The sequence below is a fragment of the Leclercia sp. LSNIH8 genome (genome assembly GCF_002920195.1).
Lineage (GTDB): Bacteria > Pseudomonadota > Gammaproteobacteria > Enterobacterales > Enterobacteriaceae > Enterobacter.
In genome coordinates this window covers 1-14,380 of the sequence record NZ_PQJY01000001.1, presented here as the reverse complement: position 1 = coordinate 14,380, position 14,380 = coordinate 1, and the positions used below count along the sequence as shown (strand labels likewise).

General features: G+C 53.4%; 12 protein-coding genes, 2 tRNA genes, 1 rRNA gene and 1 pseudogene. 6 read left to right on the top strand and 10 right to left on the bottom strand.

Annotation, left to right across the window (positions count from 1 at the left end; translation table 11 throughout):
* The first annotated feature begins 201 nt into the window (after positions 1-201).
* Positions 202-2,646 (top strand): acyl-CoA dehydrogenase FadE, encoded by a 2,445-nt coding sequence (gene fadE, locus C3406_RS00080; RefSeq protein WP_103823942.1) that lies wholly within the window; start codon positions 202-204, stop codon positions 2,644-2,646.
* 110 nt (positions 2,647-2,756) lie between these two features.
* Positions 2,757-3,527 carry an amidohydrolase gene (locus C3406_RS00075; protein ID WP_103823941.1) on the top strand — a complete coding sequence of 257 codons (771 nt, stop codon included), beginning with the start codon at positions 2,757-2,759 and terminating at the stop codon, positions 3,525-3,527.
* 110 nt (positions 3,528-3,637) lie between these two features.
* On the opposite strand, the gene C3406_RS00070 is transcribed toward C3406_RS00075, so the two are convergent.
* From C3406_RS00070 to dnaQ, 3 genes are all read right to left on the bottom strand, one after another.
* Complete coding sequence (locus C3406_RS00070) at positions 3,638-4,165, bottom strand: cytochrome b (RefSeq protein ID WP_103823940.1); 528 nt, start codon at positions 4,163-4,165, stop codon at positions 3,638-3,640.
* A gap of 408 nt (positions 4,166-4,573) precedes the next feature.
* Positions 4,574-4,650: transfer RNA gene (locus C3406_RS00065), tRNA-Asp, on the bottom strand.
* 130 nt (positions 4,651-4,780) lie between these two features.
* Positions 4,781-5,524 (bottom strand): DNA polymerase III subunit epsilon, encoded by a 744-nt coding sequence (gene dnaQ, locus C3406_RS00060; protein ID WP_103823939.1) that lies wholly within the window; start codon positions 5,522-5,524, stop codon positions 4,781-4,783.
* A 145-nt stretch (positions 5,525-5,669) separates the two neighbouring features.
* On the opposite strand from dnaQ, the gene rnhA reads away from it, so the two are divergent.
* The gene (gene rnhA, locus C3406_RS00055) at positions 5,670-6,137 is read left to right on the top strand and encodes a ribonuclease HI (RefSeq protein WP_103178368.1); all 468 of its coding nucleotides are present in this window, start codon (positions 5,670-5,672) and stop codon (positions 6,135-6,137) included.
* Here rnhA and C3406_RS00050 read toward each other — a convergent pair whose 3' ends face one another.
* Positions 6,138-6,854 carry a class I SAM-dependent methyltransferase gene (locus tag C3406_RS00050; protein WP_103823938.1) on the bottom strand — a complete coding sequence of 239 codons (717 nt, stop codon included), beginning with the start codon at positions 6,852-6,854 and terminating at the stop codon, positions 6,138-6,140.
* Between the two features lie 32 nt (positions 6,855-6,886).
* Here C3406_RS00050 and gloB point away from each other — a divergent pair, with 32 nt between their 5' ends.
* Both gloB and mltD read left to right on the top strand, forming a co-directional pair.
* Complete coding sequence (gloB, locus tag C3406_RS00045; RefSeq protein ID WP_103823937.1) at positions 6,887-7,642, top strand: hydroxyacylglutathione hydrolase; 756 nt, start codon at positions 6,887-6,889, stop codon at positions 7,640-7,642.
* Positions 7,643-7,713: 71 nt separating this feature from the next.
* On the top strand, positions 7,714-9,081 hold the full coding sequence (mltD, locus tag C3406_RS00040) for a murein transglycosylase D (protein WP_103823936.1): 1,368 nt from the start codon (positions 7,714-7,716) through the stop codon (positions 9,079-9,081).
* Positions 9,082-9,133: 52 nt separating this feature from the next.
* Here mltD and C3406_RS00035 read toward each other — a convergent pair whose 3' ends face one another.
* From C3406_RS00035 to C3406_RS00025, 3 genes are all read right to left on the bottom strand, one after another.
* A complete protein-coding gene (locus tag C3406_RS00035) occupies positions 9,134-9,904 on the bottom strand; it encodes a class I SAM-dependent methyltransferase (protein ID WP_103823935.1) in 771 nt (256 codons plus the stop codon).
* Between the two features lie 76 nt (positions 9,905-9,980).
* The gene (locus tag C3406_RS00030) at positions 9,981-10,781 is read right to left on the bottom strand and encodes an endonuclease/exonuclease/phosphatase family protein (RefSeq protein ID WP_039032074.1); all 801 of its coding nucleotides are present in this window, start codon (positions 10,779-10,781) and stop codon (positions 9,981-9,983) included.
* Between the two features lie 158 nt (positions 10,782-10,939).
* The gene (locus C3406_RS00025) at positions 10,940-12,115 is read right to left on the bottom strand and encodes an MFS transporter (protein WP_103823934.1); all 1,176 of its coding nucleotides are present in this window, start codon (positions 12,113-12,115) and stop codon (positions 10,940-10,942) included.
* A gap of 104 nt (positions 12,116-12,219) precedes the next feature.
* Between C3406_RS00025 and yafC the strand changes: the two are divergent.
* A pseudogene (gene yafC / locus C3406_RS00020) lies at positions 12,220-13,151 on the top strand (DNA-binding transcriptional regulator YafC).
* A gap of 1 nt (position 13,152) precedes the next feature.
* Here the strand turns inward: yafC and dkgB are convergent.
* From dkgB to rrf, 3 genes are all read right to left on the bottom strand, one after another.
* Positions 13,153-13,956, bottom strand: a complete 804-nt coding sequence (dkgB, locus tag C3406_RS00015) for a 2,5-didehydrogluconate reductase DkgB (RefSeq protein ID WP_103823932.1) — start codon at positions 13,954-13,956, stop codon at positions 13,153-13,155.
* A 164-nt stretch (positions 13,957-14,120) separates the two neighbouring features.
* Positions 14,121-14,197, bottom strand: a tRNA-Asp gene (locus C3406_RS00010).
* A gap of 55 nt (positions 14,198-14,252) precedes the next feature.
* A 5S ribosomal RNA gene (gene rrf / locus C3406_RS00005) occupies positions 14,253-14,368 on the bottom strand.
* Between the last annotated feature and the right edge of the window lie 12 nt (positions 14,369-14,380).

Below are 14,380 nucleotides of genomic sequence, written 5' to 3'. Positions count from 1 at the left end.
AGTTTACCGGATAGCGGTAAAAGCGAGAAGCTAAAGCCATGGGAATCGTCAGGCGTTTTGCGTTTTTGTGCCGGGTAAAACCTGAACAATGTGAACCAGGTTGTAATTATTTTGTGAATGCATTGCTAAAAGAAATAACATCCACTACAACCATATCATCACAAGTGGTCAGACCTCCTACAAGACAGGGAGCAATTCTTTATGATGATTTTAAGTATTCTGTTAACCGTTGTTCTGCTCGGGGTGTTGTTCTATCACCGGGTCAGCTTAATGCTGAGCAGTCTTATCTTACTGGCCTGGACCGCTGCCCTTGGCGTGACCGGCATCTGGAATATCTGGGTGCTGGTTCCGCTGGCAATTATCCTGGTGCCGTTCAACGTGCGCTCAATGCGTAAGTCCCTCATTTCTGCACCGGTCTTCCGTGGTTTCCGTAAGGTGATGCCGCCGATGTCGCGTACCGAAAAAGAGGCGATCGACGCGGGTACCACCTGGTGGGAAGGCGAGCTGTTCCAGGGCAACCCTGACTGGAAAAAGCTGCATAACTATCCGCAGCCGCGCCTGACTGCTGAAGAGCAGGCGTTTATTGACGGTCCGGTTGAAGAAGCCTGCCGGATGGCGAACGATTTCCAGATCACCCATGAGATGGCCGATCTGCCGCCGGAACTGTGGGCATTTTTAAAAGAGCATCGCTTCTTCGCGATGATCATCAAGAAAGAGTACGGCGGGCTGGAATTCTCTGCGTATGCCCAGGCTCGGGTGCTGCAAAAACTGTCCGGCGTCTCCGGGATCCTGGCGATCACCGTCGGCGTACCTAACTCATTAGGCCCGGGCGAACTGCTGCAACATTACGGTACTGAAGAGCAAAAAAATCACTATCTGCCGCGCCTGGCCCGTGGTCTGGAAATCCCTTGCTTCGCACTCACCAGCCCGGAAGCGGGTTCCGATGCGGGCGCTATCCCGGACACCGGCGTAGTTTGTATGGGTGATTGGCAGGGTGAGCAGGTTCTGGGTATGCGTCTGACCTGGAACAAACGCTACATTACGTTGGCGCCAATCGCCACCGTGCTGGGCCTGGCCTTTAAACTCTCCGACCCGGACAAGCTGTTAGGCGGCGAAGAGGATCTGGGCATCACCTGCGCGCTGATCCCTACCACCACACCTGGCGTAGAGATTGGTCGTCGTCACTTCCCGCTGAACGTACCGTTCCAGAACGGTCCGACCCGCGGTCAGGATATCTTTGTGCCGATCGATTACATCATCGGCGGCCCGAAAATGGCTGGTCAGGGCTGGCGCATGCTGGTTGAGTGTCTGTCTGTTGGCCGCGGTATTACCCTGCCGTCGAACTCAACCGGCGGTCTGAAATCGGTGGCGATGGGGATTGGCGCTTACGCCCACATCCGCCGTCAGTTCAAAATCTCTATCGGTAAGATGGAAGGAATTGAGGAGCCGCTGGCCCGTATCGCAGGTAACGCTTACGTGATGGATGCCGCCGCTTCCTTAATTACCTATGGCATCATGCTGGGTGAAAAACCGGCCGTGCTGTCCGCCATCGTGAAGTACCACTGTACCCACCGTGCGCAGCAGTCGATCATTGATGCGATGGATATTGCCGGCGGTAAAGGCATTATGCTGGGTGAAGGTAACTTCCTGGCGCGTGGCTATCAGGGCGCACCGATTGCCATCACCGTTGAAGGGGCGAATATTCTGACCCGCAGCATGATGATCTTCGGTCAGGGGGCAATCCGCTGCCATCCATACGTGCTGGAAGAGATGGCCGCCGCGCAGAACAACGACGTGGATGCCTTCGATAAACTGCTGTTTAAACACATCGGCCATGTCGGTAGCAATAAAATGCGCAGCCTGTGGCTGGGTCTGACCCGCGGCCTGACCAGCGCCACGCCAACCGGCGACGCGACCCGTCGTTACTACCAGCACCTGAACCGTCTGAGTGCCAACCTTGCGCTGCTCTCTGACGTGTCAATGGCGGTGCTGGGCGGTAGCCTGAAACGCCGGGAACGCATCTCCGCCCGTCTGGGTGATGTGCTGAGCCAGATTTTCCTCGCCTCGGCGGTACTAAAACGCTACGACGATGAAGGCCGTCATGAAGCCGACCTGCCGCTGGTCCACTGGGGCGTTCAGGATGCGCTGTATCAGGCGGAACAGGCCATCGACGATCTGCTGGTGAACTTCCCGAACCGCTTTGTGGCTGGCGCTATGCGTGTGGTGATCTTCCCGACCGGTCGCCACTATCTGGCGCCGTCCGATAAGCTGGATCATAAAGTGGCGAAGATCCTGCAGATACCGAGCGCAACCCGCTCCCGTATCGGTCGTGGTCAGTATCTGACCCCAAGTGAGCATAACCCGGTCGGTCTGCTGGAAGAGGCGCTGCTGGATGTGATGGCGGCCGACCCGATTCACCAGAAAATCTGCAAGCAGCTGGGTAAAAACCTGCCCTTCACCCGCCTGAACGAGCTGGCTAAAGAGGCGCTGGCGGGCGGCATCATCACCAAAGATGAAGCGGATCTGCTGATTAAAGCGGAAGAGAGTCGTCTGCGTAGTATTAACGTTGATGATTTTGACGCAGAAGAGCTGGCGACACAGCCGGTAAAGCTGAACGAGATCGTACGTAAACCTGAAGCTGCATAAGCCGTTTCAACCCGCCAAAACCCCGCCTCGTGCGGGGTTTTTTATTGCCACCCGTTTCTCTGCTTGTCGTGCTACAGTGTCAAAATGGGGTTATTCGAGGAGTCTTAACTGTGCCTGGTTTGAAGATTACGCTTTTGCAACAACCGCTGGTGTGGATGGATGGTCCGGCCAACCTGCGCCATTTTGATCGTCAGCTGGAAGGGATCGCCGGACGGGATATTATTATCCTGCCCGAAATGTTCACCACTGGCTTCGCCATGGAGGCGGCTAAACAGTCCCTGCCGCAGGACGAGCTGGTTGTCTGGATGCAGGCCAGAGCGCAACAAACCCAGGCGCTAATCGCTGGCAGCGCAGCGTTGCAGACCGAACGCGGACCAGTGAACCGTTTTCTGCTGGTGGAGCCAGAAGGCAAGGTACACTTCTACGATAAGCGCCATCTGTTCCGCATGGCGGACGAGCACCAGCATTATGAAGCGGGTAACGAGCGGGTTGTCTTTGAGTGGCGTGGCTGGCGCATTCTGCCGTTGGTCTGTTACGACCTGCGCTTCCCGGTCTGGTCGCGCAACCGCGATGATTACGACCTGGCGATCTACGTCGCCAATTGGCCGGCGCCCCGCTCTCTCCACTGGCAGGCGCTGCTGACGGCACGTGCGATTGAGAACCAGGCCTATGTCGCTGGCTGCAACCGGGTCGGTACTGACGGCAACGGGCATCACTACCGGGGCGACAGTCGGGTGATCAACCCGCAGGGTGAGATTATTGCCACCGCTGAGCCGCATCATGCAACCCGGATTGATGCCGAGCTGTCACTGACGGCGCTGAGAGAATATCGGGAGAAGTTTCCTGCCTGGCAGGATGCGGATCCGTTTAGTATTGGCTGAAGGGCAAAGCCGCACTGTCCCTGTCCCCTCACCTCATCGGCATAAAGGGACAGGAGCGGTGCGGCTCTGCTGTTTGTTACTTCATCTAATGAAAGGCGTCAGCCTTTTTCTTACAGCATGCGTTGCAGGATTTCGCGCTGTCCCTTGAAGGTATATTTGATTACCGCCGCGACATGCCCAAGCAGAATCAGGCCCAGTAAAATGCAGCTAACGCGATGCACTTTAAAGAAGAATTCATTAACTTCAATCGTATTAATCGGATGAGTAATCGGCAGCAGCCCAAACAGGCTGTAATCTTTGTGCAGTATCAGGAAACCGCTGCCCAGCACCACCATAATGGTCAGATAAAACAGCTCATGGATGAAAACCACCATCTGCTTTTTCCGCCCCGCCACCGTTGCCGGATAAGGCACTGAAGGACGAAAGAAGCGCCAGACAAAACGCACCAGCATGATTGGCGTTGCAATGGTGCCAAGCGACATATTCAACACAGAAAAAAAGGTAAACCAACGGGTCCCTTCCAGCGCGTGAAGAATGTAGCCCATGCACATGGCGTAGATAATGACGACTGCAACCACCCAGTGCAAAAGGCGTGAAAAGCGATCGTAACGTGCGGGAATAACGGAAGAAGTTTGCATAATCCTTGTCCTCTAAAACGTAATAACCTGGCGTCCTTTGAAGCCATGCGTCCAGAAATCATTCGTCCTGCCCCGCTTTAATCCTGCGCCGGGTTTAACAATGAAATTCTGCCCCGCAAAATAGGATATTGCCCTGCCCCTTAATAGAAGAACGCAGACCATTTTTAACCTCTTCTTTTTTCCCGTTAACCGGTTGGGCGACTGGAGCGTTGTTGAATTGATTTTTTATGCGGGCCGGAATACGGATACGGGGGAAGTTATTGGTGCGAATGTACGGGATGAGAGTAACGGAACCTGGGCATTTTCAGGCTTAACGGCGTAAACCAGACGGAAGATGATGCAAGGAGAAGTTGCACAAGAAAAGAGATCGAAAAAAGGCCCATGTTATTGCTAACATGGGCCTGAATGTGGCGGAACGGACGGGACTCGAACCCGCGACCCCCTGCGTGACAGGCAGGTATTCTAACCGACTGAACTACCGCTCCGCTGTGTTCCCTTGGGAACGAGGCAGATATTACGGTTTACCCTCGATCCCGTCAATGCTTTTTCTCACCTTTTGAATCGTTTGCTGCAAAAACGATCCAAAAGGTTATTTTACCAGCATTTCCGCCGCTTTTAGCCTCGCCAGAGGCAGCTTCCACCCTTCTTCTGCACCAGATCCAGACGGGATTCATGCGCCATTAACTCTTCATCACTGGCGAGTATAACGCGCAGCGCGCTGGACTTACGAATAATGCGCTGGATTTCACTCTCGCCGGACTCTTGCTGCGTCTCGTTATCGGCGTTAAACGCCAGGGCGGTCTGGCCGCCCGTCATGATCAGATAAACATCCGCCAGGATCTGGGCATCGAGCAGCGCCCCGTGCAGCGTTCGTTTGCTGTTATCTATTTCATAGCGCGAGCACAACGCATCAAGGCTGTTCCGTTTGCCGGGGAACATCTTCCTTGCCATCGCCAGGCTATCTGTAACCTTGCAGAAGGCGTCTGTTTTCGGCAGGCCGCGGTTGAGCTTGCTGAATTCGTAATCCATAAAGCCGATATCGAACGAGGCGTTATGAATGACAAGCTCGGCGCCTTTGATGTAGTCGATGAATTCATCGGCGACGTCGGCAAAGGTGGGTTTATCCAGCAAGAATTCATCGGCAATCCCGTGAACGCCAAAGGCTTCCGGGTCCACCAGCCGATCTGGCTTCAGGTAAACGTGAAAGTTATTGCCGGTAAGACGGCGGTTAACCACCTCTACCGCACCGATCTCGATGATCTTATGCCCTTCATAGTGAGCACCGATCTGGTTCATACCCGTGGTTTCGGTATCGAGAACGATGATCCTGTCGGCGTTATGTGTGTCTGCAATACTCATTCTGTCAGCCTGTTCTTATTAACGACGACATTGTAATCAACCTGACCTGGCGTTCAAAGGCTAATTCACACGGACTTTATTTTGCCGTGCTGCCGGAGACCGTTTATGTCAGACTTACCGTTTTGATTACAGGATGTCTGCCAGGATGCGTAAACAGGTAGAGATTTACACTGATGGCTCGTGCCTCGGCAATCCGGGCCCAGGGGGTTACGGCGCCATTTTGCGGTATCGACAGCACGAAAAAACCTTCAATGAAGGCTTTCGCCTGACCACCAACAACCGCATGGAGTTGATGGCCGCGATTGTGGCCCTTGAGGCACTGAAAGAGCATTGCGACATTGTGCTGAGTACCGACAGCCAGTATGTCCGCCAGGGGATCACCCAGTGGATCCATAACTGGAAAAAACGCGGCTGGAAAACCGCGGACAAAAAACCGGTGAAGAATGTCGATCTCTGGCAACGCCTGGATGCGGCGCTCAGCCAGCATAAAATTCAGTGGGAATGGGTGAAAGGCCACGCCGGACACCCCGAAAACGAACGCTGCGACGAACTGGCGCGCGCGGCTGCGCTCAATCCGCAGCATGACGATGTGGGGTATAAACCGGAAGCCTGATCAGGGCTTTCGGTACTGCCGCGTGGCACCTACAGCGGGGCGTAACTGGGTCTTAGCTTTGCCTGGCTTCATGGGATTGAGCGTCAGGGGGATGGTTCTTTTGCGCGCCACAATCAGCTGCATACAGCCCAGAGCCGGAAAATGGGTGCTGAGCATCTTTCCGCCCTGCCGCGTCCAGGGTATCACCTGAAAACCGCTCTGGTGCATCACCTCAAAATTGAGCAGCGAGAGCCAGTCCAGCTGGCGCATCAGGGTGAACATGCGGCTGTTATACGGTGGGGTGCGACGCAGCACCGGCACCAGCTTTCTGAGCCCCATCAGACTCATCGGATTAAAGCCACTGATAATCAGCCAGCCATCATCAATCAAAACCCGATCGGCTTCCCGCAGTAAACGGTGCGGGTCATCGCACCAGGGCAGCGAATGTGCCAGCAGGCACGCGTCAACGGACTTCTCGGCAAAAGGAAGCTGCAGCGGATTGGCCTTCACCTGAACGGGTTCACCGCCCAGCGAAACATTGACCTGATGCGAGATGGCGCAGCTTTCAGAGTTGATTTCCGCGCTCAGATTACCAATCTTAAGCAAGTGAAAACCATACATTTTCGCAAACCAGGGCTTAAGCTGTAACTCGAGCGCTTCACGATAGTATTCACCCCAGGGCAACTCTGCCCAGTGTTTCGGTGCGGTAACAATCTGAGGTATCCTTGCCGGTTTCATCAAAACACCCGCCACGCTATGAGAGGTAATGTATGAATCTTAACAGTATTTCTGCTTTTCAGGACAATTACATCTGGGTTTTAAGCAATGATGAGGGTCGTTGCGTAATTGTCGATCCTGGCGAGGCGGAGCCAGTGTTAAACGCCATAGAGCAAAACCAGTGGCAGCCGGAAGCCATTCTGCTCACGCACCATCATCATGACCATGTGGGCGGCGTGGCGACACTCTGCGCAAAATTTCCGCATCTTGTGGTATACGGTCCTGCTGAGACACAAAATAAGGGGGCTACGCGCGTAGTAAAAGATGGCGAAAAGATCCTCATTCTTGCGTTGGAATTTTCTGTAATTGCCACACCGGGTCACACTTCTGGACATATTTCGTACTTTAGCTTCCCTTATCTTTTCTGTGGAGACACAATGTTTTCTGGCGGCTGCGGACGGCTCTTTGAAGGCACTCCAGCCCAGATGTACCAGTCCTTCCAGAAAATTAACGCTCTCCCCGACGACACCCTTATTTGTTGCGCACACGAATACACTTTAGCGAATATGAAGTTTGCGATGCACGTTCTGCCTGAGGATAGCGCGATTCAGGATTATTACCGCAAAGTGAATGAGTTACGTGCAAAAAACCAAAAAACACTGCCCGTAATTCTGAAAAATGAACGTAAAATTAATTTATTTCTTAGAACAAATGACATTGATTTAGTTAATAAAATTAAAGAAGAAACAAATATGTTACAACCTGAGGATTGTTTCGCGTGGTTAAGGGCAAAGAAAGATGACTTCTGACAATTGCATGTTGCCTTTTTAACTATTCGTCGTTATCATCGCTCGTCTTTTAAGCAACTATTGACACACACATGAAGGCAAAAGCGATATTACTCGCCTCTGTCCTGCTTGTGGGTTGCCAGTCGTCACAGAACACTGGCAACGTACAACAGCACGCACAGAGCCTTTCTGCAGCTGGTCAAGGGGAAGCAGGGAAGTTCACAAGTCAATCGCGATGGGCAGACGATGGGACGTCCTTCGCACAGGATCAAGACTTGTGGGTCTCTATTGGTGACGAGCTAAAGATGGGAATTCCGGAAAACAGCCGGATTCGCGAACAGAAACAGAAGTATTTAAGCAATAAGAGCTATCTCCACGATGTAACTTTACGGGCAGAGCCGTATATGTACTGGATAGCAGGGCAAGTTAAGAAACGTAACATGCCCATGGAACTGGTACTACTACCCATAGTGGAGAGCGCTTTTGACCCACACGCAACGTCTGGCGCCAAGGCCGCAGGTCTTTGGCAGATCATACCGAGCACAGGGCGCAATTATGGTTTAAAACAGACCCGCAACTACGATGCGCGTCGTGATGTGGTCGCCTCGACGACTGCCGCTCTCGATATGATGCAACGTCTGAACAAGATGTTCGACGGTGACTGGCTGCTGACTGTCGCTGCGTACAACAGCGGTGAGGGTCGTGTACTGAAGGCAATGAAAGCGAATAAAGCACGGGGTAAACCTACCGACTTTTGGTCGCTTCCACTGCCACGGGAAACCAAATTATACGTACCTAAAATGCTGGCTTTGAGTGAAATCTTCAAAAACAGCAAACAGTACGGCGTGCAGCTGCCGACCTCGGACGAAAGTCGTGCGCTGGCGAGAGTGCGTATCAACAACCCTGTTGAACTGAAACAGGTTGCGGATATGGCAGGTATCTCGGTGACCAAACTGAAAGCCTTCAATGCAGGTGTGAAGGGCTCTACGTTGGGTAGCAGCGGGCCAAAATACGTTCTGGTGCCGCAGAAACACGCTGAACAGTTACGGGTATCGTTAGCGTCGGGTGAGATAGCAGCGGTTCAGTCTACGCTTATTGCGGATAACACACCGTTAAATAGCCGTAGCTATCGGGTACGTACAGGCGATACGCTTTCAGGCATTGCTTCACGCCTTGGCGTGAGCACGAAAGATCTGCAGCAGTGGAACAAGCTGCGTGGCTCTACCCTGAAAGTGGGTCAGAACCTGACGATTGGTGCGGGTAACAGCGCACAGCGTCTCGCCAATAATAGCGATAGCATTACCTATCGCGTACAAAAAGGCGATTCGCTTTCCAGTATTGCCAAGCGTCACGGCGTGAACATCAAAGATGTGATGCGCTGGAACAGCGATACGGACAATCTGCAGCCTGGCGACCGGATAACGTTGTTTGTGAAAAACAACGCCACACCGGATTCCTGATTTCAGAGACCTGATGTAAAAAGGCACCGATTCCCCTCGGTGCCTTTTTTGTTTATCCCGCCTTTTGGGCTTCAGCCAGGAGGGTATCACTGGTAAAGGAGCCCTCTTCCTGCAGCTCAAAGTAGGCTTTGACCTCGGCCGAGGCACTCTCCTGATACAGCCGGATCGCCTGGCTCAACGCCTCTGGTGTGCGCATACGCGCAATCCACGAAGAAAACTCCAGCCTTAATCTGTCTGTCTGCAGCGACCGTGCAATCAGCCCGGCATCGGTGAACATGGACAACCACTCGCCGCTGGAGTAGTTGCGGACATGCGAGGTATCCCGCAACGCTTCTACCGTCTGTAACCAGATATCACGTACCGGATGACCCGGCGACATGATATCCATGATGATAACCAGCCCCCCCGGCTTCAGCACCCGCTTAACTTCGCGCAACGCCTGACCGACATCATGCCAGTGGTGCGCCGAGTAGCGGCTGATCACAATATCAAACATTTCATCGTCAAAGGGTAACGATTCTGCATAGCCCTGACGGGTAGCAATATTACTCAGTCCCTTCTCGCTGGCTGCGGCGGCAACCACCTCCAGCATCTGGCTGGATAAGTCATATGCCGTCACCTGAGCCACCTGCTGCGCTGCCACAAAGCTGGCATGACCTGCCCCGCAGCCTAAATCCAGGACGCTGGCTTTCGGAAAATCGGCCAGACGTTCAGCCAGACGCTGCAAATCGCGCCCCGATGCGTGAACCGCACTGGTGAGGTAAGCCTTAGCCTGAGAGCCAAACTGTTTTTCTACGTTGTCATGATGGGACTGTGTTGTCATTTTGCTGTCCTTCGGTTGATGAAAAATAAAGGGCAGCACCCGTACAGGCCTGCCCCAAGGCAGACCTGACGCACCTCTATCTCTCAGGTTTGCCGGGACTGAATTCAACGAGTAGCGGATTGTGATCGGATGCGCGAGTGACCAGCACAGAGGCTTCACTCACGTTCAGACCACGATAGAAGACAAAATCGAGGGGACGACCAAAGGCCTTGCGCCGCTGGTCATCGGTAAAGCGTACTTCGCGCAGCGACATCTCCCGCGCAAAGCGATAAAGCGCATTCATTCGCGGGCGGCTCCAGGCATTGAAATCGCCAGCCATAACCACCGGGCCGCTGTGATGGGCAATCTGATCGCCGATAGGCAGCAGCTGCTTGCTGTAGACATCCACGCCAAGGCTGAAGTTAACCGCGTGGATATTGACCACCATCAGCAGCCGGGTATCCGGCAGCGGGTAGACGGTGACTAGGGCGGATTTCGCCAGGCGCAGAAGCGGTTCACGCTCACGCAGTGGGCAGCAATAGACGGGATGAGCGGCAGAGAGCGTCATCACCCCTGACGGATGCTGGGGTAAGACAAATGCCGGCACCTGGTCAGCAGCGAGATAGTTAGTGGTCGCAAACCTGACCAGTTCAGGTGTGGTTTGCGCCTCCTGCAGCAGCACCAGATGGGCATCTTTACCAAAATTCTGCAGGACGGATAACCATTCGGCGCGTTGCTGTTTAAAGATATTCCATACCAGCACCCGAATTTTTTCGTCGCTGCTTAAAGGCGCACCCGCAGGCAATGCCTGGCCAATGCTCGCAAACGACCCCGGAGGTAAAATTCGCTCCGCTGGTTGTCCGGCAACATAACGCATGGCATAGGTATTTTTTCGCACGGTGTGAAACGACCCCTATCAACTAGAACCCGTCCAGAAACAGGAGCGGGTTCTAATGTTATAGGGTTTTCAGCTCACACTTTCAACGCTATTACTAAGAAACTACTGAGTAACTAAGAATCTGCTGAGCTGTTTTATCGGTAAGTACTTACATACAATTATCCGAGAGCAACGCGCGCGGGCTTATCCAGGCGACCGCTCAGCCCAATCAGCAGAAACGCCACGAGAACGATGACCGCCCCAATCCAAGGCGTTTGCGACAGACCAAAGTGCTCAACCGTCTGTCCACCAATAATGGAACCCAGTGCGATACCGACATTAAACGCGGCGATATTAAGACCGGAAGCGACATCCACGGCGTTGGGTGTATAGAGTTCGGCTTTCTGCACGACGTAGACCTGCAAACCCGGTACGTTGCCGAAGGCGAAGATCCCCATTACCAGTACCGTACCCAGCGCGGCATACTGTATGGAAGCGGTGAACTGGAAGACCAGTAAAAGCATAACCAGGGCAGCAAAGATAATTTTCAGCGCTGGGACAGCGCCATGCTTATCGGCCAGCTTTCCGCCCCAGATATTGCCGATCGCCACCGAAACGCCATAGCCCAGCAGGATCCAGCTTACTGCGCTCGGTGAGAAGCCTGCCAGATCCTGCATCATTGGTGCCAGGAAGGTAAATGCGGTAAACACGCCGCCATAGCCCAGCGCCGTAATGGCATAGATCATCAGTAAACGAGGATGAGTCAGCACTTTTAGTTGGTCGCGCAGCGTCGCTGCCGCGCGTCCCGGAATAGTGGACGGGATCAGCACCAGACTGCTAATCAGCGCAATCACGCCCAGCAGAGAGACCGCCAGGAAGGTTTCACGCCAGCCAAAATGTTGCCCAATAAAGGTGCCCAGCGGTACACCCGTCACCAGGGCTACGGTTAAACCGCCAAACATAATGGCAATAGCAGAGGCCGCTTTCTCTTTCGGCACCAGGCTCGTCGCAATTGTCGAGCCGATGGAGAAGAAGACGCCATGAGCCAGCCCCGTCAGGAGGCGGGCAATGACCAGGGTTGTGTAATCAGGTGCCTGCCAGGCAAGGATGTTGCCTGCGGTAAACAGCACCATCAACGCCATCAGCAGCTGTTTACGCGGCAGACGGCCTGTGAGTGCGGACAGTACCGGTGCGCCGATAGCCACACCGAGGGCATAGATAGAAACCAGTAAACCCGCCGAAGGCAGCGAGATGGCAAGTTGGTCAGCAATCGTAGGAACCAGACCTACAATAACAAATTCAGTCGTGCCGATTGCAAAGGCACTGATCGTCAGGGCAAGTAGCGCCAGAGGCATAAATAACTCCGTCTCATCAGGATTAAGATGACACGGAGTATGCGCCAGTGTTTAAATAACAAAAATGCTCAAAATATCAATATAATTTTGCGGATAAAGCAATAATGAAAGCAACGTCTGAGGAGCTGGCGATATTTGTCGCCGTCGTTGAGAGCGGCAGTTTTAGCCGTGCCGCGGAACAGCTGGGACAGGCTAATTCAGCCGTCAGCCGATCGGTGAAAAAGCTGGAGATGAAGCTGGGCGTCAGCCTGCTTAACCGGACGACCCGGCAACTGAGCCTGACCGAAGAAGGCGAACGCTATTTTCGCCGCGTGCAGTCTATTCTGCAGGAGATGGCCGCCGCAGAAACAGAGATCATGGAGACGCGCAGCACGCCACGTGGGCTTCTGCGTATCGATGCGGCGACGCCCGTGGTGCTGCATTTCCTGATGCCTTTAATTAAACCTTTCCGCGAACGTTATCCGGAAATGACGCTCTCTCTGGTCTCTTCAGAAACGTTTATCAACCTGATTGAGCGCAAGGTGGATGTGGCGATCCGCGCGGGGACGCTGACCGATTCCAGCCTGCGGGCACGCCCTCTGTTCACCAGTTATCGCAAAATCATCGCCTCCCCGGCCTATATTGCCCGTTTCGGCAGGCCTGAGACGATAGAAGAACTGAAGCAGCATCTCTGCCTGGGCTTTACGGAGCCGGTATCCCTTAATACATGGCCTCTCGCCTGCCATGACGGTCAGCTGCATGAAGTGGTTTGCGGTTTATCATCCAACAGCGGCGAGACGCTCAAACAGTTATGCCTTGAAGGAAATGGGATTGCCTGCCTGTCGGATTATATGATTGATAAAGAGATTGCGCGGGGGGAGTTAGTCGAGCTGATGGCAGACAAGCGCCTGCCGGTAGAGATGCCTTTCAGCGCGGTTTATTACAGTGACAGAGCGGTAAGCACCCGCATACGGGCCTTTATTGATTTTCTGAGCGAGCATGTAAAACAGCTCCCGAAGGAGCTGTGAGAGGGTTCAGGGTACAGAGGGCGGGTTAAATTAATCCCACTTCGGCGCCAGGCCTTCCGGGCTAACCAGACGATCGTTGCAGTCGAGTGCCGCGATCGCTTTTTTGTCATCCAGATCTAGCTTCAGATCCTGTGCCAGCAGATTGCTTGCCAGGTTTTCACGTTTGGTTGAAGATGGGATCACTGCATAACCCTCCCCCATCGCCCACGCCAGAATAACCTGTGCTGCGGTGGCATTATGTTTGGCAGCAATACGCAGAATGGTTTCATCTTTCAGCGCTTTACCGTAAGCCAGCGTCATGTAAGAAGTGATATGGATGCCGTGCTGCTGCGCCCATTCCACTACCTGCCGGTTTTGCAGATAAGGGGATAGTTCGATCTGATTGGTGGCGATATTTTCTGCGCCAACTGCGGCAATTGCTTTTCCCATCAATGGGATAGTGAAGTTGGAGATACCAATTTCACGCGTCAGCCCCTGGGCTTTGGCTTCCAGTAATGCCTGCATAAACTCTTCAACTGACACGGCGTCGTTTGGTGATGGCCAGTGGATCAGGGTCAGATCGACATAATCGGTGCGCAGCTTTTTCAGGCTCTCTTTCAGGCTTGGGATTAATTTCTCTTTGCTGAGGTTCTCAATCCAGATCTTGGTGGTAATAAAAAGCGCGTCGCGTGGTACGCCGCTCTCTGCGATCGCCTGACCTACAGCGGATTCGTTGTCGTAGATTTGGGCGGTATCAATCGTGCGATAGCCCAGTTCGAGGGCAGTTTTAACGGATGCGATAACAACGTCGTCTTTCAGGCGGAAAGTGCCAAGACCGAATGCAGGGATAGACATGAAATTCCTCTTTTCTTCATCATGTTTGTTAATGAAGAGGATTATCTCTGGCGGGGATATGTGAAAAAAGATCGTATTAAGCAGAGGATTTTTGCATTTACAGCAATAATCAAACAGCAGGCAAGAAAAAAGCCCTGAGCGTGAGCTCAGGGCTTCTTAATAAGTGGCGGAACGGACGGGACTCGAACCCGCGACCCCCTGCGTGACAGGCAGGTATTCTAACCGACTGAACTACCGCTCCACCGAATACTTCTGTAACTACCGGTTTATTGCCCCGGTTTACTACGTAATTTGATGCCTGGCAGTTCCCTACTCTCGCATGGGGAGACCCCACACTACCATCGGCGCTACGGCGTTTCACTTCTGAGTTCGGCATGGGGTCAGGTGGGACCACCGCGCTACAGCCGCCAGGCAAATTCTGTAA